Origin of the sequence: Thalassospira alkalitolerans (genome assembly GCF_002115745.1) — a bacterium.
GTDB lineage: Bacteria > Pseudomonadota > Alphaproteobacteria > Rhodospirillales > Thalassospiraceae > Thalassospira > Thalassospira alkalitolerans.
The window spans coordinates 14,700-34,629 of record NZ_JFKB01000013.1; the positions used below are offsets into that span (position 1 = coordinate 14,700).

At 52.4% G+C, this 19,930-nt stretch carries 18 protein-coding genes; 8 read left to right on the top strand and 10 right to left on the bottom strand.

Annotation, left to right across the window (positions count from 1 at the left end):
• Positions 1-83: 83 nt before the first annotated feature.
• The 4 genes from TALK_RS22370 to TALK_RS16860 form a co-directional block, all read right to left on the bottom strand.
• Complete coding sequence (locus tag TALK_RS22370; protein ID WP_281251311.1) at positions 84-215, bottom strand: hypothetical protein; 132 nt, start codon at positions 213-215, stop codon at positions 84-86.
• 680 nt (positions 216-895) lie between these two features.
• Entirely contained in the window at positions 896-1,252 is a 357-nt protein-coding gene (locus tag TALK_RS16845; protein ID WP_211274840.1) for a hypothetical protein, read from the bottom strand.
• A 59-nt stretch (positions 1,253-1,311) separates the two neighbouring features.
• The gene (locus TALK_RS16850) at positions 1,312-1,719 is read right to left on the bottom strand and encodes a hypothetical protein (RefSeq protein WP_085620319.1); all 408 of its coding nucleotides are present in this window, start codon (positions 1,717-1,719) and stop codon (positions 1,312-1,314) included.
• A gap of 437 nt (positions 1,720-2,156) precedes the next feature.
• Positions 2,157-3,137 carry a helix-turn-helix transcriptional regulator gene (locus tag TALK_RS16860; RefSeq protein ID WP_169715061.1) on the bottom strand — a complete coding sequence of 327 codons (981 nt, stop codon included), beginning with the start codon at positions 3,135-3,137 and terminating at the stop codon, positions 2,157-2,159.
• A gap of 462 nt (positions 3,138-3,599) precedes the next feature.
• On the opposite strand from TALK_RS16860, the gene TALK_RS16865 reads away from it, so the two are divergent.
• The 6 genes from TALK_RS16865 (at position 3,600) to TALK_RS16890 (ending at position 7,962) form a co-directional block, all read left to right on the top strand.
• Positions 3,600-4,577: a cation diffusion facilitator family transporter gene (locus tag TALK_RS16865; RefSeq protein WP_085620322.1), complete on the top strand. Its 978-nt coding sequence runs from the start codon at positions 3,600-3,602 to the stop codon at positions 4,575-4,577.
• A gap of 114 nt (positions 4,578-4,691) precedes the next feature.
• Positions 4,692-5,660 (top strand): 2-dehydro-3-deoxygalactonokinase, encoded by a 969-nt coding sequence (locus TALK_RS16870; protein WP_245829997.1) that lies wholly within the window; start codon positions 4,692-4,694, stop codon positions 5,658-5,660.
• A 43-nt stretch (positions 5,661-5,703) separates the two neighbouring features.
• Entirely contained in the window at positions 5,704-6,366 is a 663-nt protein-coding gene (locus tag TALK_RS16875) for a 2-dehydro-3-deoxy-6-phosphogalactonate aldolase (RefSeq protein ID WP_085620323.1), read from the top strand.
• Positions 6,367-6,476: 110 nt separating this feature from the next.
• Positions 6,477-7,259: an SDR family oxidoreductase gene (locus tag TALK_RS16880; RefSeq protein ID WP_085620324.1), complete on the top strand. Its 783-nt coding sequence runs from the start codon at positions 6,477-6,479 to the stop codon at positions 7,257-7,259.
• Between the two features lie 22 nt (positions 7,260-7,281).
• The gene (locus tag TALK_RS16885; protein ID WP_085620325.1) at positions 7,282-7,533 is read left to right on the top strand and encodes a GIY-YIG nuclease family protein; all 252 of its coding nucleotides are present in this window, start codon (positions 7,282-7,284) and stop codon (positions 7,531-7,533) included.
• An 81-nt stretch (positions 7,534-7,614) separates the two neighbouring features.
• A complete protein-coding gene (locus tag TALK_RS16890) occupies positions 7,615-7,962 on the top strand; it encodes a hypothetical protein (protein WP_085620382.1) in 348 nt (115 codons plus the stop codon).
• Positions 7,963-8,012: 50 nt separating this feature from the next.
• Here the strand turns inward: TALK_RS16890 and TALK_RS16895 are convergent, their stop codons facing one another.
• Both TALK_RS16895 and TALK_RS16900 read right to left on the bottom strand, forming a co-directional pair.
• Entirely contained in the window at positions 8,013-9,113 is a 1,101-nt protein-coding gene (locus tag TALK_RS16895) for an ABC transporter substrate-binding protein (RefSeq protein WP_085620383.1), read from the bottom strand.
• A 98-nt stretch (positions 9,114-9,211) separates the two neighbouring features.
• Complete coding sequence (locus tag TALK_RS16900) at positions 9,212-9,847, bottom strand: CDP-alcohol phosphatidyltransferase family protein (RefSeq protein ID WP_085620326.1); 636 nt, start codon at positions 9,845-9,847, stop codon at positions 9,212-9,214.
• Between the two features lie 167 nt (positions 9,848-10,014).
• Here TALK_RS16900 and TALK_RS16905 point away from each other — a divergent pair, with 167 nt between their 5' ends.
• The gene (locus tag TALK_RS16905; protein ID WP_085620327.1) at positions 10,015-11,220 is read left to right on the top strand and encodes a pyridoxal phosphate-dependent aminotransferase; all 1,206 of its coding nucleotides are present in this window, start codon (positions 10,015-10,017) and stop codon (positions 11,218-11,220) included.
• A gap of 16 nt (positions 11,221-11,236) precedes the next feature.
• On the opposite strand, the gene TALK_RS16910 is transcribed toward TALK_RS16905, so the two are convergent.
• Genes TALK_RS16910 through nirB form a run of 4 tightly spaced genes read right to left on the bottom strand, consistent with a single transcriptional unit; the run spans position 11,237 to position 17,792 of the window.
• A complete protein-coding gene (locus TALK_RS16910; RefSeq protein ID WP_085620328.1) occupies positions 11,237-12,274 on the bottom strand; it encodes a precorrin-2 dehydrogenase/sirohydrochlorin ferrochelatase family protein in 1,038 nt (345 codons plus the stop codon).
• A complete protein-coding gene (locus TALK_RS16915; RefSeq protein WP_085620329.1) occupies positions 12,246-14,978 on the bottom strand; it encodes a nitrate reductase in 2,733 nt (910 codons plus the stop codon). Before TALK_RS16915 ends, TALK_RS16910 begins: the two co-directional genes overlap by 29 nt.
• Complete coding sequence (gene nirD / locus TALK_RS16920) at positions 14,968-15,318, bottom strand: nitrite reductase small subunit NirD (protein WP_085620330.1); 351 nt, start codon at positions 15,316-15,318, stop codon at positions 14,968-14,970. Before nirD ends, TALK_RS16915 begins: the two co-directional genes overlap by 11 nt.
• Positions 15,319-15,323: 5 nt before the next feature.
• On the bottom strand, positions 15,324-17,792 hold the full coding sequence (gene nirB / locus TALK_RS16925) for a nitrite reductase large subunit NirB (protein WP_085620331.1): 2,469 nt from the start codon (positions 17,790-17,792) through the stop codon (positions 15,324-15,326).
• Between the two features lie 776 nt (positions 17,793-18,568).
• Here nirB and TALK_RS16935 point away from each other — a divergent pair.
• The gene (locus TALK_RS16935; RefSeq protein ID WP_245829999.1) at positions 18,569-19,876 is read left to right on the top strand and encodes an MFS transporter; all 1,308 of its coding nucleotides are present in this window, start codon (positions 18,569-18,571) and stop codon (positions 19,874-19,876) included.
• Positions 19,877-19,930 lie beyond the last annotated feature (54 nt).

Sequence of the window (19,930 nt, forward strand, 5' to 3'; positions counted from 1 at the left end):
GACAACGATCTGCCCTGTATGGGCCTTGGGGCGTTCGCTGTGCTTCTCATTTCGGTTTGAAAGATCCGTATCTGGAATCCGGGTTAGGTTTTTTTGGCCTTCGGTTTTTTCGCGATGGTCAGGCCCTTGTTGAGTGACAGGATCGGCGCGGGCGCAGTCTTTTTCTGCTTCGGTTTCTTTTCTTCTCTGCCGCGGCGGTTGTTGCCTTTTGCCATGTCGTTCTCCTGAGATGTTTGAAGCTGTGAAATTGTCGCCAAACGTTGATGTTCGGCAAAAGTTATGGCCGCGAGTTATCGGTTCCGATACGCACGCAGGCGCTGGTAATGCACATGACGAAGAGTTCCGAAGAATGTGTGGAGCAGAGTTGATCGACATTAGGTGTCGGATTTTTTTAGGTAGGTATATGGCAACCCGGTTCTGTGGCCATTTCACAAGTGGGATGGCTATGTTTCGGGCTTTACGTTCGGCAATAATGGCCGATTGGCTGACTTCGCGATCAGGGAGCTATGCCGGGAGGACTCTGAAGGTCGAGATCGCGTGGAGGTCGAGCTATGGACAGGTCAGAAAAGGGGATCTGATTGTGTTATGCCGCAAATGTGAGGATTTTTTATTCGATCAATCTCAGGGTATATGAATTGCATGCATAACAACTGCTTTTCGTACCTCTGATCCATTCAATTTATAAGCGTCACGAACTCAATCGGAAAGAGAAAAATTATCATAAAAATCGACTTAACAGCGAATTGTCGCTTGCAAGGGGATTTAGGTCCCCATTTTTGAATATTTTGTCCTTAAAAATAGCTGTTGCTACGACGGAGCGACCAGTTTGACTGTGCAGATTTTTATGATGTTGAAGTTCATCCGGTTAGGCCGAAAAGAGTGTTCCGTGCTGCTTTCAGTCTTGTTCTGCAGTCGGTGTTTGTTGATGCGACAGCCGGAACCATTCGTCTTCGTCACGTAAATAGGTGGAGGTGCAGAGCGCTTCGTAAATTGGCACCTCGGCCCGTTCTGCCGACACGTGATAAGCAAGAACAGCGACATCGCCTTTGAGGGTTATGACAGGTTCGGTGAATGCAACCGTTCGCCATCTTTGTGCGACGGCATTATCACGCCAAATGGCTTCATCAACAAGAATTCCGGCGGGATATGGAAGAACAGCAAGTGCTCCTTTTGCGGTCAAATGGTGAACACCGTCCGCACCTTCTGTCCAGAATTTTTTTTCCAGTACCCATAGGTTGTCTGTATCGGTCATCAAAAGCCCTTCCGGCAGGATGTCGCACACAATTTACGAGTTATTGTGTGAAGCGCATTCTAGTCTCTGAATATCAGAATGCTTACTTGCACAATAAAAACTGCGATTGCGACAATGAAATAAATGCGTGTGTCGAATGCTTTTGGCGCTCGATTGCCGGTCGTTTTGGTATTGTCGTATAGGGTGCCGTGCGGCAAAAATGCAATGAGGCGTGTTGTAACGTCAGCGCGTTCGGTAATCAAAGAAGGGACATCGGTGAAGCGTGCCATCAGCGCGTCTAACCGTTGCCAAGCAGAACCTTTGGGGAGTGCTGCCAGATCAGATGCTTCTTGCCATGGGTCGACGCCAAGCCTTGCAAGCATCGAAAGCACCGTAACGCGGGTTCGTGTTTGATCGTTGCCGACCAGTGTTTGCAGGAATTGATCATATTTGGTGTCTAGGCCAAGTGGTGTTGGAACATATGCCAAGGCAATATCCTTAACCAGCTAGGTGTGGTTCAGCCAGATTGACTAATCCAATGTACTGTTAGGCTGGTTAAATGAAGCACATGGTTGTTACCATAGATGAAATGGGCGAAAATGAACAGAAATCATATTTTTTCTTATGATTTTCGGATGTTATTCCGGTGCCCAATTTAATAATCTCGGCAGTAATTTCCTCTTGTCGGGCCCGACGAAGCTTAGCCTAAGTTCGCGCTCGATTTGTCTGCCTGCCGAAGACATTGCTTCCAATCGTGCCTCGTTTTTTGCAAGAAATTGCTCCAGTGAAGCAATTTTAGTCTGAAGGTTGAGTGCGGGCGTTAGACCGCACGCAGACTGCATCATTGCAGGATATTTAAACATATTGGTTATCAGCTCGTCTTTATGGATAACCATTGCGTTTGGGGATAAGGCACGTGGATCTGTCAGAGGCTGCGGCGCAAGGTTTCAGAAGGTAAAACACTAAAGCGCTTTGCATAGGCATGGGAAAAGCGGCCCATATGAATGAAACCCCATTTTGCCGCAATTTCGGAAACTGTACCATCCGGGCCTGCATTCATAAGGTCGAGGTGAGCCCGTGCCAGTCGCACCGACTTCAGATAGGCCATTGGCGACATGCCATAGGCTTCATTGAAACCGACCTGCAGTGTCCGATAACTGCACCCGGCATGGCTAACAAGTTTTTGCAGGGTGATCGAAGTATCAGCATGTTCGTGAATATAATCACGGGCGCGTTTAACATAATAAGGAATTGCGCTGGATACTGTTTGATGTTGCAGAAGGTCGGAAAAGGAATTGGGAAGTTGCATCAAGACATTGACCAGCATCAGGTCACGCAGACTATCAAAAAGAAAGGTATTATCAAGATTAGGCAGGGGCTCGTCGATGGTCCGCGCAATATAATTCAGAGTGTTGCGTATATGGCGTCCGCCAGGTTTCTTTAGATCGATACCGGTTTTAAACTTCAGATCAACCATTAATGCTGCATCGCCGATCAAGGCGTGTGCTTGCTGTCTTAACAGATTAAGAGGAAGCTCTATTCCAAGTGCGGAAAAATGATCTTCGGTTGCGGAAAGGGGCGTTCGCATGTCACGGATCATGCCCCTGTCCTGAGATACATCAAAGTCTTGGCCTTGATGGCGAACTGTACCCCCGCCATTGGTTACAACCACTAAGAATAGTGAGTTTGTGTCACATTCCGGTGTTTCAATCTTAACCCGGACATCTCCGAATGAAGCATAAAGTAGGTTCAGGTTGCTGAAGCAAGCGGCGTGAATTGCGGTATCAACGGATGCCCTGCGCCCCAAGACTTCCAGTTTATGAATGGCATTCAAATTGGACAACATATCTTGTGTTTCGCCAAGGTCACGAGACGCAAAAACCTGATGATTTGTAAGATATGTCATGTGAATTCCCTTTTGGTATAACGCAGAATTACAACGAACAATAACCTGTTCCATTCTGCTCCATGATCACGGGACTGATCTGGATAGTCTGAATGTGACCGCAGTTTATGTAATTATTTCATAAGGTTCAATAAGAAGGAACTGGGGTTGCCTGTTTTGGAAAAAGCGGCACTTAAATTTTATATGATGAATATACATAACTGTTGTGAAGGCGTTCATGCTTTGGCGTTTGTCAATGATGGGGTTAATCATCATTTAGGGACAATCTATTGTCGGAGTTAACTACTCGTTCAAAGTGCAGGAAAGCTGCAAGTTTTCTCCCTCTCTCCGAAGAAGGTAATCTTCATCGGCCGCTAACAAGCTTGCAGCTATTGATGACTTGCTTTCTAATCGCCACAGGCAAGAGAGAATAGGCAGAAATTATCTGTCTGCACCCCAATCAAATCCGGAAACCGCCATACCATGTCTCATTCGTCCAAAGGCGCCATTTACATGGCCGCTGCCGCCAACCTGCTGATTGCTGTTGCCAAATTTGGCGGGGCGGCAATTACCGGCTCGGCGGCGATGATGTCTGAAGGCATCCATTCGCTGGTCGATACCGGCAATCAGGGCTTATTATTGCTTGGCCTTAAACTTTCAACCAAGCAACCCGACAAGAAACACCCGTTGGGCTATGGCAAGGAAACCTATTTCTGGTCATTTCTGGTCGCAGTGATGATTTTTGGCTTGGGGGCCGGGGTGTCGATCTGGGAAGGTATCGACAAGGTTATTCATCCCCATGTGCTTGATATCCATGTGGTTGCCAGTGTCGTCGGATTTGATATTCAAACCTATCACGTGGTGTTGTCGATCTTGGTCGTTGCCATGTTTCTTGAAGGGGCGGCCTTTCGGACGGCCTATATCGCCTTTGTCGCGCAAAACCCCGATACGCCGATCTTTAAGGCGATCCGCAATACCAAAGACCCGACCGTGATCGTTATCTTGTTTGAAGATTCGGCCGCGATGCTTGGTTTGATTGTTGCCTTTTTCGGGATCTCGGCGGCCTATGCGTTCAACATGCCCATTCTTGACGGGCTGGCATCTGTTACCATCGGCATCATTTTGGCTGTGACGGCCTTTTTCCTTGCAGTTGAATGCAAGGGTTTATTGATTGGCGAAAGTGCCAGCGCGCAAACCCGTGACATGATTTCCGCGATGGTCGAGGATATTCCCGGAGTCAAACGTGCGAATGAAATCATTACCATTCATCATGGTCCGCAGAGCCTGATGGTCTGCATCAGTCTTGATTTTCAGGATAAAATCACCTCAAACCAGATCGAAGCCATCGTTTCCCAACTTGAACGTGAAATCCGCGCGACCATTCCCGTAGTATCGAAAGTCTTTATCGAGGCGCAGAACTGGCGTTCACACCAGAAATTGCTGGAAAAAGATGGGGCATGACATACTTGAATACAGCGGCAGGCAATAATTTGTTGATCTGAAGACGTGCATTGACCCGCCTCTTGCCAAATAGTATGAGGATATAAAATCCATATAATAATCCATGAGGGCAGGGTGACCACGTCAAGATCTTCAGAGGCCGGATTATCAGATAAAATTTCACCAGCATGGATTGCCGTGGATTGGGGAACGTCGAACCTTCGTGTTTGGGCGATGGATGATAGCGCTAACATCCTCGGCCAGGCGAGTAGTTCGCAGGGAATGAATGCGATTGCCGCGGATGAAACGCTTAGTTTTGAAAGTGTTCTGATCGGGTTGATCGAAAATTGGCTCGACGATGGTTACGCAAATCGACTTCCCGTTATCATTTGCGGTATGGCCGGGGCCAAACAGGGGTGGTTGGAAGCACCGTATTGTTCGGTGCCTGTACATCCGGCAAAACTGGCAGCCGAGGCTGTCATACCGGATGTTGATGATCGGCGTATTGCCGTATCAATCTTGCCGGGGTTAAAGCAAGTTGATGATCCCGATGTCATGCGCGGTGAAGAAACTCAGTTGGTCGGCTTTATGGCAGTGCATCCGGGGTTTGATGGCTGGGTCTGTTTGCCAGGAACCCATTCTAAATGGGCGCGGGTTTTTGATGGCACGATTAGTGCCTTTCGCACCTATATGAGCGGCGAGGTTTTTGCCCTGCTTTCCAGCCAATCTATCTTGCGTCATTCAGTCGATGACCGTTGGGATGATGCCGTGTTCGAGGCCACAATCCGCGAAACCGCGAACCAACCAACCGGGTTTTTGCACAAGTTATTTACGGTGCGCGCAAGCGGATTGGTGGGGAATGACAGGGTCGCAAACGAACCCGGTGCTGCGGTTCTTTCCGGGACGGTGATCGGAACTGAAATCGCCGATATGATCAGCATGTTGGCGCCGGGGGCAAAGATTGCATTGATTGGCGATGGCAAGCTGGCCGGGTTGTATCGCAAGGCACTTGCCGTCCATGGTGTTGATGCTGACATAGTTGACAGTGCATCAATCACACTGGCCGGACTTGGTGCTGCTTATCGTGTTATTCACAAGAAATAGTAGCGTTTAGTGTCTGGATTTTTCAAGGTTTCATAGGTGTAATATGGCATATCCGACCGCGGTCAATTCACAGATTATCGACACAGCAGGTAAGGTTTCGCACCGCAAACTGATTGCTATTTTACGCGGAGTGAAGCCCGATGAAGCGGCATCCATGGCGCGTGTGCTGGTCGATGCCGGTATCACGATGATCGAGGTGCCGCTGAATTCCCCGCAGCCGCTTAAAAGCATTGCGATCATGAAGGCAGAAGTCGGTGATGCGGCCCTGATCGGGGCAGGAACGGTCTTAACGGTCGAGGATGTTGTGAACGTTCGTGACGCGGGCGGTGAATTTATCGTGTCGCCCAATTGCGATGTCGATGTGATAAAAAAAACCAAGGAAGTCGGTATGGGAAGTTGGCCGGGGGTGCTGACTCCGACCGAATGTTTCGCCGCGATCAAGGCCGGGGCGGATGGGCTTAAAATATTCCCTGCCAGCATCATTGGCGCATCGGGGATTTCGGCGATGCGGGCGGTTTTGCCAAAAGATATGCCGGTTTATGCGGTTGGTGGTGTTGGACCGGATGATTTTGCGACCTATGCCAAGGCGGGGTGCGATGGTTTTGGCCTTGGATCGGGGATTTATAAACCCGGCCTGACAGCGGACGAAGTATCGGGGCGCGCTGTTGCCTTCGTAACGGCGCATGACGCGGTATTTGCGGGCTAGGGGCGGGATCTCTTAATTGTCTTCCGGATCGTGGAACGGTGTTTGACCCCGGATGGGTGCGCGGTTTAAATTCCAGCCATTGTTTGAATTCTTAAAAATGGGAGGATCCATTGGATCTGGGAATTAAGGGCCGTAAGGCCATCGTTTGTGCTTCGTCCAAGGGGCTGGGGCGTGGGTGTGCGATCAAACTGGCAGAAGCCGGTGTTGATCTGACGCTGAATGCGCGTTCCGAAGGGCCGCTTGCGGAAACAGCGGAATATATTCGTGATACCTTTGGCGTCAATGTGACGACAGTTGCCTGCGACATCACAACCGAGGAAGGCCGCAATAAGGTTCTGGCGGCACAGGGCGCGCCCGATATTCTGGTTAATAATGCCGGTGGCCCGCCGCCCGGTGTATGGTCCGATTGGGGACAAGCCGAATGGGAAGCCGCCGTTCAGTCCAACATGCTGACGCCGATCTTGCTGGCAACCGCGGTTTTGCCGGGGATGATTTCGCGCGGGTGGGGCCGGATCGTGAACATCACGTCGGGTTCGGTCAAATCACCGATACCGCATTTGGGCTTGTCCAATGCGGCCCGTGCCGGTCTGACCGGTTTTGTTGCCGGTACCGCACGTCAGGTCGCCAAAGACGGGGTGATCATGAATAATCTTTTGCCGGGGCAGCATGATACCGATCGCATTAATGCCTTGATGACCAAACGTGCGGAAAACGAGGCGATCAGCCTTGAAGACGCGCGCAATAAAACTCAGGCCGGTTTGCCGACCGGGCGTTTTGGCGACCCAATTGATTTCGGGGCGACCTGCGCATTTATGTGCAGCGAGCATGCGAAATTCATGGTCGGACAGAATGTCTTGCTGGATGGCGGGGCATTTAATTCGACCATGGGCTAAGCCACCGGTTCGGGGCTGTTATATGGCAAGCTTCACCTTTGTCTATGTATTGCGCGAGCGGGATGTTCCCCGCCCGCGCACTTATGTTGGCTGGTCAACCGATGTTGAAGCCAGATTAATGACGCATAATAGTGGCAAAGGGGCAAAGACAACGCGCGGACGGCAATGGCAGCTTGTCTATGTTGAACGGTTCCGTACCTTTGGCGACGCCATGAGCCGTGAATGGCACCTGAAACGGGATCGTAAATTGCGCAAAATGCTGGCGGGTGGATAGGCGGTCAACAAATCAGGACTTGAATATTTGCGCGCAGTCACAGATATGTGGCCACAACATTCAAACCATCAGGATGACATCATGCCGGTACAACGCAAAAATCCGCTGAAGCTTAATAACTTGCAACTGCGCACGCTTGTGCTGGCACAGATTATTGCCAAGGATCCGAATTCAGGTTCGATTGATGAAGCAACTGGTGATGCGACCTTGTTGCGCATTCCCCATGCCCATGGTGATCACGTTCATGTTGGTAAATTTGTTGTTGCCGCCCGTGATGCCAGTGGTTTTTCCAATCCGGCTGTTTGGGTGGTCTTGGCCCGCAAGGGGCTTGCCCGAGAAGGTTTCCCGACAAGCGTCGTTCTGACCCGTGAAGGGCTGGAATATGATACCGGCCTTGCCGAGAATTTCGTTGAAGAATCAGATCACTGATCGTGATGTTTGGCTAAAAGAAAAAATCCCCGATTTTTCGGGGATTTTGTTTATTCAACAATGAATTTCCCGTCTCGTATCCGGACGAAATAGGCATTGCGGTTTCCGTCACCAAACTGGTCAAAGATCAGGTCTTGTTGCAATCCTTGCTGCGGAGGAAGGGTGATCATTGCATCGGCAAGCGATTGTTTCGGGTCTTGATGATCAAGGGCCGCAAACAGGATTGTTGCCGCATCATAGGTCAAAACGCTGGTGTAACCCGGCTGGGTGCCAAACATCTGTTGATAGTCATCGATGAATTTTTTGTATTTGGTATCGTTTGAATAGCGGTCATAGGCTTGGACAAGTTCCATTCCTTCGACGGCATCCCCGCCCAGCTCAATTAACTGTTCTGATCCGGCCCATTCTGCGGCGGACAGGGTAATATTTCTGTCGATTTTGCGGATTTCGCGTGCCAGTTTTGCACTGTCGGCGGCATTGGTGATCAGGACAATTGCATCCGGTTCTTCAGCCAAGAGATGTCGGGCGGCAAGTGCGATCGAAGTCTCGGGCGTATTGATCCAGACTTTTGACACCACGCGTCCGTTCCGCTTGTCAAAATCGAGCAGAAATTCCCGATACCAGCTTTCGGTGAATGCTTCGTTTTCGCCGTCCAGCGCAAGGGCGATACGCTTGCGGCCTTTTTCAATATTGTGCCGGGCATAGGCGGTTGCATTATCACGTGTCGTTGAGTTGATGCGGAAAAGGTAGTCGTGCAGGCCCGCGAATTCGGCGGCTGAAACGGTTGGTGAAACGGTGACAATACCAAGTTCGTTAATCACCGGCAGCATTGCCATGCCGATTGAACTGATGATCGGTCCAATAACTGCGGTGATGCCAAGCTGGTCAAATTCACGGATTGCGGCCAGGGCTGTTTTCGGGTCTTTTTGATCATCGCGTGCGATGATTTCGATTGTGCGTCCTTTGATGCCGCCTGTCTTGTTGACTTCGGACGCGGCAAGTTTCAGGGCATTCAGCGACGCATTTCCTGTATCGGCATCCCCGCCGGACAGGCCTGCGATAAAGCCGATTTTGATCGGGCCGGTATCTCCGCAGCCAAATAATACAACGCTACTGATCGCTAATGCATAAAGGGCTTTGGGAAATCTCATGCCTGTCTCGTTGTTATTGCGTAAAAGGCGCAGTATCCAAGTGCAGTTGATATGGCGTTTGGTGATGCCGGGTTCAAGAATGAAATGATATCCGGGCGTTATCCAAAATCGCGGCGTGCCTGCATGACGCGTCCCATTGTTGTCATCAGGCACAGTACACCAAAGATCGCGGCAATCCGGTCAAACCAGTGTGGAAACAGGCAAATCAGAATCAGAACAAAAATGGTTTCACTGCCTTCGGTAATGCCGGTCAGGTAATAGAAACTTTTCCGCCCCTGTTTTTCATGATTGCGGCCGGTTTTGGCAGCAATAATAGCATAGGCCAGAAAGCTTGATCCTGTTCCGACAAAACAAAAGATCAGAAAAGCCGCCATTAACGCATGTTCGGGCCGCCCAATGGCAAAGGCCAGAATGATCCCTGAATAAAACAGGAAATCGGCGACAATGTCGTAATAACCGCCAAGGTCGGTTTCCTGTGATTTTGATCCGGCATGGCGCGATCGTGGTTTGCTGTGGCGGGCAACAGCCCCATCCAAACCATCCATGAAACGGCTCAGCAGGATCAGGACCAGTGCGATCTGATTAAGCTGAAAGGCAAGTGCCGTTGCGGCCAGAAAGCCGATTGCAAAGCCAAGCCCGGTAATCATATTGGGCGTGATTCCAGTTCCGGAAAGACGACGGGCCATCGCATTTAGCGGGATGTCGATCAGGGGGCGCAGGCGGGCATCAAACATTGCATTTCCCGGTTAAATCATTGTTGGCGCGACCATAATCCTAACACGGTGTTTTCGGAAATCACGCATGCGCGATGGTATGGTTTTGAAATTGTCCGATTGACGTGGGCGGGAAAACCGGATTGGCTGTCGTTTACAGAAAAACTATAAGATCAGGGCGCTGTCATATGTCTATTTCCCAGCCTTTTACAACGTCATCCTTTGCCCTAAACGGTATTCGGGATGATGTCCGCGATATCGGGGCGTCGCTGATCCGCGAGGTCGCCCATCTTGGCATGGGGCGTGACAATATTGTGCCGTTGTGGTTTGGCGAGCCGGACCAACCAACCCCCGAATTCATTCGCAAGGCGGCGATTGCCGCACTGGAAGCAGGCGATACATTCTATCAGCCCAATCGCGGTATTACGCCGTTGCGCGATGCGCTGGCCGATTATGGTAATCGTCTTTATGGCACCTCACTTGCGGCGGGCAATATTACTGTGACGGTATCGGGGTTGAATGCCCTGATGATTGCGATGCAATCGATCCTGAAAGCAGGTGACAGATTGGTGACGACAGCACCGATCTGGCCAAATATCGTAGCCATGCCAAAGGTTTTAGGGGCACATGTTGCCACGGTTCCTTTACGCGTTGGTAAAGCCGGGGATATCGGCTGGCAGCTTGATATTGATGAATTGATCACGGCCTGTACGCCCGATACACGCGCAATCCTGATCAATTCGCCCAATAACCCGACCGGCTGGGTGATGCCCGCCGACGATCAGAAACGTCTGGTTGAATTTGCCACCGAACGCGGGATATGGCTAATCGCGGACGAGGTTTATGCTCGGTTGATTTATGATGGTTCCGAGGCGGCACCATCCTTTGTGCCCTATGTGACTGATGACACGCGGATCATGGTGATCAACAGCTTTTCCAAAAGCTGGGCGATGACCGGCTGGCGGCTGGGCTGGATTACCGCACCCTGTGGTGTTGGCGATCAACTTGAAAAGCTGATGGAATTCAATGTGTCTTGCCCGGCCGGTTTCGTGCAACAGGCTGGCATTGCAGCGGTAACACAGGGCGAAGATTTCGTTGCCCAATCCCGCGCTCGATATCAACGCGCCCGGGCGGCAATCATTGAACGGTTGCGTGATATGAACCGCATCCATCTTCCCCGGGCGGATGGGGCATTTTATGCGTTTTTCCGGGTCGAGGGCGTTGACGATACACTTGCTTTCGCCAAGGATTTGTTGCTGTCCAAGGGCATCGGTCTGGCCCCGGGCGAGGCCTTCGGTCCCGAAGGGGCAGGGCATATTCGTGCATGCTATGCCGTCTCCGAGGGTCGCATTCACAAGGCGATGGACGGCTTGGCAAAGTTCCTGAAACGTTAGGGATGATTTCGTTGGCTTAACTCACCGCACGATACAGACAGGTAATGTTGCTACCTTGTCGGGCAAAGAACGTGGCCTGATGTTTCAGGCGTTCACGCGCATCATCGTCAATATCGGCGGTATCGTCAGTTTCAAGTTCAATCACCGTGGCATCGCGTCTGGCAAGGCCAAGGATATCAGGCGCAATGCCCGGCATGTGGAAAATGATATCTGATGTTTCGATGGCACGCGCAATGCCGTGTGCTAGGTCAAAGGCATTATCGACCTTGATATCGGCATGCAGGATTTGACCACCGGGCACGGTTGCGGCACTGCCTTCGGGGATAAAGCGCGTCAGGGCGGCGTCGATATCGCCGGGGGTGCTTTGGGTCAGATGGGTGTCTTGTAATCCGTTCTGGAAAAAGTGGGTCCAGAAACGCTGACGTGCGACATTGTCGGGCAGATGGGCCGCCACCCGCTTGCGAGCACTGCGCGCAAGGCTTGCCAGTTGTGCCATCGAGGCAGGCAGGGTGGTTTCAAGGCGCTGGCGAATGATGCGCGCCAATGCGGGGGCACAGCCACCGGTCGAAATCGTGACCATCACCGGCGCACGATCAAGGATTGCCGGAACGATGAAATCGCAATGGTCGGTTTTATCGACAACGTTTAACAAGATATTGCGGGGTTTGGTCGCTGCCTTTACCCGGCGTGTCAGATGCATGTCATCTGTGGCATCAAAAACCATCACCGCCCCGTTCAGCATGGTATCGACAAAGGGGGCGGGTTCCCAGTGGATGGTTCCGCCGTTATGCATGGTGGCGATATCGCTGCATATTTCGGGGGAAATAACCGTTATATCGGCCTGGCTTCGCACCAGAAGGCGAAGTTTTCCCGCCGCAACTTCGCCGCCACCAAGAACAACCACCTTTTTGCCGGTAACATTGATAAAGGCCGGAAAATAGGGAAAGGTTTCCTTTGCCTTTGCATTCAATGGCAGTTGATCAGCAGAAATGTCTGCCGGGTTCGGATCTATTGGTTTGTGCGCGCTATTCTGCGGCGCGTGGTAATGCGTCATCAAGAATCTCCTTGAGTTCTGACAGGCACGATCCACATCCGGTTCCGGCCTGAAGCAGGCGTCCGATATCGGTCGTGCTGACCGCATTCTGTTCATGAATAGCACGCGTGATCGCCGCCAGCCCGACCGAGAAACACGAACAGATCAATCGATCATTGATTGCCCGGGCATCGGGCATGCGGCCAGCCAAAAGCGCAATGCGTTCCGGGCCGCTGATCGCATCAGTACCCAGCAATCCCGATATCCAGTCCCGGCCAAGTGCCGGGCGATCCGGGCCGACAAAAAGCGCCCCGGTGATACGATCCTTGCGCATGCGGGCATAGCGATGAACGCCTTTTTTCCCGTCATTGTATTCAATGATCTGTTCGGGACCGGCGTCGCTGTCTGAATTGGCGGCAACGGGCAGCATTGATTTGAACAGACAGGGTTGATCGCCTGCGATTTCATAAATCATGCAACCCGGGCCGGTTGCCGCCACCCAATAGGGCTGATTGGAAAGATCAACCGGCGTATTGGAAAACAGCAATCCCTGCCAAAGCGGTTCAAACGGTTCAACCGAAACCGGGATATATTTGCTTTCGGGCTGGCCTGAATATGGATCAACATTGGCCGGTAATAATCGACCAATCCCGCCAGCCGATGAAAAGACATCATTCCAGTGCATTGGCATAAAGACGTCGCCGGGTGCCTGGGCATCGGATATCGATACCCGCATCAATGCCGTTCCCTGCGGGCTTTTGATCCGTGCAAGCCCACCATCGATAAGCTTGTATCGTTTTGCATCACAGATGTTGAGTTCAAGTAACGGTTCGGGGCGGTGGGCCGAAAGCCGTGCCGCCGTGCCGGTGCGGGTCATCGTGTGCCATTGATCGCGATACCGCCCGCTGTTCGCGACCAGCGGAAATTCCTTGTTGGTCTGCGAAAGTGGTGCGGTCTGTTGTACCGCCAGCATGCGCGCGCGGCCATTTGATGTGGTAAAGATGCCATTGCCATAAAGGCGTTCTGCACCACCCGCAGGCTGGTTTTTGCGGGATGCAGGCCATTGGAACGGTGTCATTGCGTCATAGGCCGGTTTCTTTGCCTTGTGCCATTGTCCGATGTCAAAGGCCCGCAGGCCTTCGTTTTCGAATTCTGACAGAGCGGCATGTTCGGCAAAAATTTCGGCCGGGTCATGGTATTTGAACGCCTTGCCATATCCCATGGCCTGCGCGATCTGGGTCATGATCCACCAATCGGGTTTGGCATCCCCCTGAAGGTCGCGGAACGGGCGCTGGCGCGAAATGCAGCGTTCAGAATTGGTTACCGTGCCGGATTTCTCGGCCCAGCCCGCGGCGGGCAATTTGATATGGGCATAGCGCAGCGTGTCGGTATCGTTGACCGTATCGGAAACAATGACAAGCGGGCACCGCGACAGGGCAAGACGCACTCGGTCCGCATCCGGCATGCTGACGGCGGGATTGGTCGCCATGACCCAGACGGCTTTGATCTTGCCGGTTTCAATGGCGCGGAACATATCGACGGCCTTGTATCCTTCGCCCGGTTCAAGAATGTCGGATTTCCAAAATCGTTTGACCCTGTCAACATCGTTAACATCGTTCGGGTCCATGTGGGCGGCAAGCTGATTGGCAAGGCCGCCAACTTCGCGCCCGCCCATGGCATTTGGCTGTCCGGTGACGGAAAACGGGCTTGATCCCGGTTTGCCGACCCGTCCGGTTGCCAGATGGGTGTTGATGATTGCATTGACCTTGTCCGAGCCGCTGCTGGACTGGTTCACGCCTTGTGAAAACACCGTGACGGTGCGATCAAACGCGGCAAACCAGCCAAAGAACGTTTCCAGTTTCCCCAGACCCGAGCCATCTTCATTACTGTGCTCGTTGATCCCGGCAGGGTAATCGAGGCCGCATTTTTTTGCAGTGCTTGCTATATCGGGGCAATCGGCACGGGCTTCTGCGACGGCTGCTTCATAGCCACTGACGTGGCGGGCGATATATTTAAGGTCGGTGTGGCCATTTTGATCAAGCCAAGCCAGCAACCCGTTAAACAGGGCAACGTCGCTGCCCGGTTTGATCGGCAGATGCAGATCGGCGATATCACAACTTGCCGTCTTGCGCGGATCGATTACGACGATTTTGGTGCCGTGCTTTTCCTTGGCCATGCGTAAACGCTGGTTCAATACCGGGTGGCACCATGCAAGGTTTGATCCGGTCAATATGACAAGATCGGCAATTTCAAGGTCTTCGTAGCAACCCGGAACAACATCCGCGCCAAAGGCGCGTTTGTGGCCAACCACGGTTGATGCCATGCAAAGCCGCGAATTGGTATCGATATGGGGCGACCCGATAAAGCCTTTGATCAGCTTGTTGGCGATATAATAATCTTCGGTCAACAGCTGACCTGAGACATAAAACGCCACCGATTTTGGCCCGTGTTGTTCAATGGTAGCGCGCAGACGGTCCGCGGTTTCGCGTGTCGCGGTCGGCCAGTCGACGGTTTTGCCGTCGACTTCGGGTTTTAGCAGGCGAAAATCGCGGTTCATTTCCGCCGTAATGGTGTCGATCAATGCCGCACCCTTGGAACAAATGCGCCCCAAATTGGCCGGGTGATCTGGATCGCCGCCAACAGCCCAGCCATCGCGTGCCGGTGACACGATCAAGCCACAGCCAACCCCGCAATAGGGACAAGTGGTTTTAACCTCACCCCGCATGGCGCAATCCGATTTGTTCGGCCGTCAGTCCAACATGAACCGAGCCGTCAATCAGACGAATTTCAACTTTGGCCGCGCATCCGTCATCAAGGCCCTGTGCCTCGCCGGTTTCTAGCGAGAACACCATGTTATGAAGCGGGCAGGTCACGAAATGACCATGAACAATCCCCTGTGCAAGCGGGCCATCCTTGTGCGGGCAACGATCCAGCAAGGCAAAGACCTGATCATCAAGGGTTTTGAAAATCGCAATGCGGTCGGTTTCTGTTTGCAAGGTGCGTGCACCTTGGCGCGGGATATTGGCGATTGGTCCGACATTTACCCAGTTTACGATATGTGTCATTGCCGTTACTCCGCCGCGACCAGGGAAAGGGATTTGAATTCATGCGCATCAACGGCCTTGCTGGCGCGTTCTGCCCATGGATCAATCTGTGCTGTTTTCTGGCTTTCGATAAACCGGTTAAACAGGGCGACACGGTTTTGCGCATCATCCACCACACGTTCCTGAACGTGTTTCAAACCAATCCGTTCGATCCAAGGTGCTGTGCGTTCAAGATAACGCGCTTCTTCGCGGTAAAGCTGGATAAAGGCACCGCAATATTCCTTGACCTCGTCACCGGTTGTGACCTTGCATAAAAGCTCGGTGCCGCGCAGATGAATGCCGCCATTCCCGCCGACATGCAGATCCCATCCGCCATCGGTTGCGATGATGCCAAAGTCCTTGATCGTGGCTTCGGCGCAGTTGCGCGGGCATCCTGAGACCGCCATCTTGAATTTGTGCGGCATCCAGGAGCCCCATGTCATTTTTTCAAGTTCGACCCCCATGCTCAGCGACATTTGGGTGCCGAACCGGCACCATTCTTGCCCGACACAGGTTTTGACCGTGCGCAATGACTTGCCATAGGCGTGACCCGAAACCATCCCGGCCGCGTTCAAATCGGCCCAGACACCCGGAAGATCTTCTTTTTTAACGCCCAAAAGGTCAATACGCTGACCGCCAGTAACCTTAACCGTCGGGATCTCGAATTTGTCGGCAACATCGGCAATGGCGCGCAATTCACGCGGATTGGTCAAACCACCCCACATACGCGGGACCACGGAATAGGTGCCGTCTTTTTGGATGTTGGCGTGAACACGTTCATTGATAAAGCGCGATGCGCCATGATCGGCATATTCATTGGGCCATGCTGCCAACAGGTAATAGTTCAATGCCGGACGGCAAATATGGCAACCATCCGATGATTTCCATTCCAGTTCCTGCATCACGGCGGGCATGGATTTCATATCCTTGGCCTTGATCAGGCGTCGGACACTGTCATGATCGTGATCGGTGCAGGTACAGATCGGTTTGACAGCCGCAACTTCGTAATCACCGCCAAGCGTTGCGGCCAGAAGGTTTTCAACCAGCCCCGAACAGGAACCGCATGATGCGGATGCTTTGGTGTGTCCCTTGACCTCGTCAAGCGTGGTCAGGCCCTTTTCGGTGATGGCCGATACGATGGTTCCTTTGCAAATGCCGTTGCAGCCACAAATCTCTGCGTCATCTGGCAGGGCGGCAACGGCATCAAGCGGGTTTCCAGCGGCACCTCCGGCAAAAGCCTGGCCAAAGGCAAGGGTATCGCGCAGTTCGGTAACGTCCTGACCATCCTTGATTAACTGGAAATACCAGCCGCCATCGGATGTGTCGCCATAAAGGACCGCACCTTTGATCTTGCCGTCTTCCAGAACGATGCGTTTGTAAACGCCACGCCCGGCATCGCGGAACACGATTTCCTCGGTCTCGCCGCCGCCGGAAAAATCACCGGCGGAAAAGACGTCAACACCGGTGACTTTTAGTTTGGTCGATGTGACCGAACCGGCATAGCCATCGGTCTGGATTTCAGCCAGATGATCCGCACAGGATTTTGCCATTTCAAACAGTGGGGCGACAAGGCCATAGCACTGGCCGCGATGCTGTACGCATTCGCCAACGGCGAAAACGTCGGGATCGCTGGTGGTCATAACGTCGTCAACAACAATGCCGCGTTCAACGGTAAGGCCGGCATCGGCGCCAAGGCGTCCGTTCGGACGGATGCCAACGGCCATAACCACCAGATCAGCCGGGATCATGCGCCCGTCTTTTAAACGAACACCTGTGACGCACTCCGTACCTATGATTTCGGCGGTATCGGCCTCGGTAATTACATCAATACCGCGACGGCCAAGTTCCTGCGCCAGAAGATAGCCCGCCGATGGATCAAGCTGGCGTTCCATGACATGACCGGCAAGATGAAGAACCGTCACCGTCATGCCGCGTGCTTGCAGGCCAACGGCAGCTTCAAGGCCCAAAAGCCCGCCGCCGATAACCACTGCAGGGCCACCATTTTCGGCGACTTTCAGCATGATATCGACATCATCAACGTCGCGGAACGTCACAACACCGGAAAGTTTGTAACCGGGAACCGGGATGATGATCGGGTCGGAACCAGTGGCGAGCAAAAGCTGGTCATAGGCCGTCTCAGAACCGCTTTTGGATACGACAACTTTGCGGTCGCGATCGATTTTGATCACAGGATCGCCAGAAAACAGGTGAATGCGGTTTTCCTGATACCATTCGTGCGTGTTGATGACGATATCGTCAAATTCCTTTTCGCCCGACAGAAGCGGCGAAAGCATGATGCGATTGTAATTAACACGGGGTTCTGCGCCGAAAACGGTGATCTCGTATTTATCCGGAGCGCGACCGAGGATTTCCTCGACGGTGCGCATGCCGGCCATGCCGTTGCCGATAACGACAAGACGGGGTTTTTTGGTAAGTGCAGCAGGGACGTGGTTCATTTGTCTCTGGCTCCTGGTCGCGGGAAGCGAAATGGCAAAAAAAAACGCCCGATGCGCACTGCCTTACAAAAAAGCAATCTCGCAACGGACGTCGTTATCCGGTGAACCCGCCATTGGATTCTATATATAGATTTGGCATTTCTGCCGGTGCAGCAGGCGACCTTGCCCGCGCTCTTGCCTTTTACTATACAAGTTGCGTGCCAGAATTGCGGCGTGGTGCGGAAAACTTTCAAGTCCCTGATTTTGAACCGGATTTCCAATGGTGAAATCTGCACGTAAATTATGTGTGATCATTTATTGATTAAAAAATATACACACAAGGGGCGTGGGGATTAAAAAATGAACAAAATATCGGTTTGTATCGGTTGTTAAGTTTGCGTTTGTGCACCTGCGGTTGCGGAAAATCTCGTTATTTCAGGTGATTACTTGAAAAATTCCGCGGTGCGAAAAATTGGCGCACCGTTTGCACCTGTCCATAGTTAAGTGAGCTGTCTCTTTTGGGCAGACCCAATGATGGGTGTCTTGCTGTTCTTCGTCCAATGGCGGGCGATCAGACGTTTGATCCTGGCGCATCGCAAAGGTGCAGCCTTGATCGTATCGAATGACGGGCCGCCAGCGCAATCCAACTGATGAAGCGTGCGGTCCGTGGGGAATAACCGTCGGTCGCAACACTTGGGAAACTTTACGTTCGCACGACCCAAACGAAGGGCTTCATTGTTATGGAAATCAAGAACAAGGCGCCGCGCATCAATCTGTTCAGTCTCAAGACTGTTCAAATGCGGACATTTCATCTGACCTGGCTTGCCTTCTTTCTGTGCTTTTTTGGCTGGTTCGGTATTGCGCCGTTGATGCCGCTGGTGCGGGATGACCTTGGTCTGACCAAGGGGGAAATCGGCAATACCATTATTGCGTCTGTCGCAATTACCGTTCTTGTCCGCCTTTTGATCGGTCCGCTTTGTGACAAGATCGGGCCGCGCAAAACCTATACCGGGCTTCTTGTGATGGGGTCGCTGCCTGTCATGCTGATCGGCCTTGCCGACAGTTATGAAACCTTCCTTTTGGCGCGTCTGGCCATTGGGTCGATCGGTGCGTCATTTGTGATCACGCAGTATCATACCTCGACCATGTTTGCGCCAAATGTTGTTGGCACGGCTAATGCCACAACGGCGGGCTGGGGCAACCTTGGCGGTGGTGTGACCCAGATGGTGATGCCATTGATCCTTGCCATGGTGCTTGGTTTCGGGGTTGTGGAAACCATGGGCTGGCGTCTGGCAATGGTTTTCCCCGGTGTGATCATGCTGGTGGTCGCTGTTCTCTACTGGTTCTTCACCACGGATGCGCCAGATGGGAACTTTGCCGACATGCGCAACAGTGGTGCGTTGCCCCCCGAAGATGACCATGCAGGCGTGACCAAGGGAATGCTGGCTGCGGCCGGGGATTTTCGTGTTTGGGCACTGTTTCTGGTTTACGGCGCATGTTTCGGTGTTGAACTGACCATCAATAACATTGCGGCGATCTATTTCTTTGATCGGTTCGAACTGAGTTTGCAGACCGCCGGTTTGATTGCCGGGTTGTTTGGCTTGATGAATATTTTTGCCCGGACATTGGGCGGGGCGTTTTCTGACAAGTTTGCTGCCAAAAGCGGTCTGTCGGGTCGTGTGAGGTTCCTGTTCCTGACGCTGTTCATCGAAGGTATCGCGCTTGTGGCATTTTCAATGATGGATGCATTGCTGATCGCCGTGTCGATGATGGTGGTCTTCTCGTTGTTTGTGCAGATGTCCGAGGGGGCTACCTTTGGGATTGTCCCGTTCATTAACCGAAAGGCGCTGGGCTCGGTCGCCGGTATCGTTGGTGCGGGGGGCAATGCCGGTGCAGTTGCCGCAGGCTTTTTATTCAAATCCGAGGCTTTGACCTATCAGGAAGGCCTGATGTATCTGGGCTTTGCTGTGATTATCTGTTCCTTTGCCGCCCTTGCCGTGCGTTTTTCCGAAGCAACTGTTGCCGAAGAAAAAGCGCGTTTTGAAAAGGCCATGCTGGAACGCAACGGTGCGCTTTCGGGGGCACAGGCCGTACCGGCGGAATAACAATTGATTTTGCCGGGATGCGGCATTTGTCGCATCCCGCGATGGCACCGGGTC